This is a genomic window from Arthrobacter sp. GQ119, from assembly GCF_059759125.1.
Genome location: NZ_JCAXEA010000072.1, coordinates 1 through 597, shown reverse-complemented (window position 1 = coordinate 597; position 597 = coordinate 1). Strand labels below are relative to the sequence as shown.

Annotated in this window: 2 protein-coding genes; both read left to right on the top strand. The window is 65.8% G+C overall.

Annotation, left to right across the window (positions count from 1 at the left end):
* Positions 1-176: SDR family oxidoreductase (locus AC6CH3_RS23395; protein ID WP_498134706.1), on the top strand; the 176-nt coding region annotated here is incomplete at its 5' end.
* 37 nt (positions 177-213) lie between these two features.
* Positions 214-597 (top strand): FAD-dependent oxidoreductase (locus AC6CH3_RS23390; RefSeq protein WP_498134705.1); only part of this gene is annotated, 384 nt, incomplete at its 3' end.

Below are 597 nucleotides of genomic sequence, written 5' to 3'. Positions count from 1 at the left end.
TCCAGCGCAGGGAAGACCCCGAGGCCTACCGCGCCCAGCGCGAGGGCCAGATCCCGCTCCAGCGCCTGGCCACCCCCGAAGAGATCGCCGACGCCATCCTTTTCATGGCGTCCCCGGAATCGTCCTACATCACCGGAGCGGTCCTGCCCGTCGACGGCGGATACACCGCCGCCTGAACACCCCCAGCGCTTTCCAGACAACGAAGGACAACTCATGACAGCCCTTGCGGCAACACCCCGAAACGGAGAGCTCGGCTTCTGGATGGCCGGACTCGCGGCCACCAGGCCCGCCTACCCCCGCTTCACCGGTCAGGACACTGTAGACCTGGCAATTATCGGTGGCGGCTACACCGGCCTGTGGGCCGCGTACTTCGCCAAGAAACTCGAACCCTCACTCAACGTCGCGGTTTTTGAAGCAGAACAGATCGGCTACGGCGCCTCCGGACGAAACGGTGGCTGGCTCTCAGCAATGCCCCCAGGAAACCGGGCCACCTTCGCCCGCGCATCCGGCGGCGGGATCGACGCCAGCATTGCACTGCAGCAGGAGTTCGTCGCCGGCGTCGATTCCGTCCTGGACATCCTTCAGGCCGAGGGCATC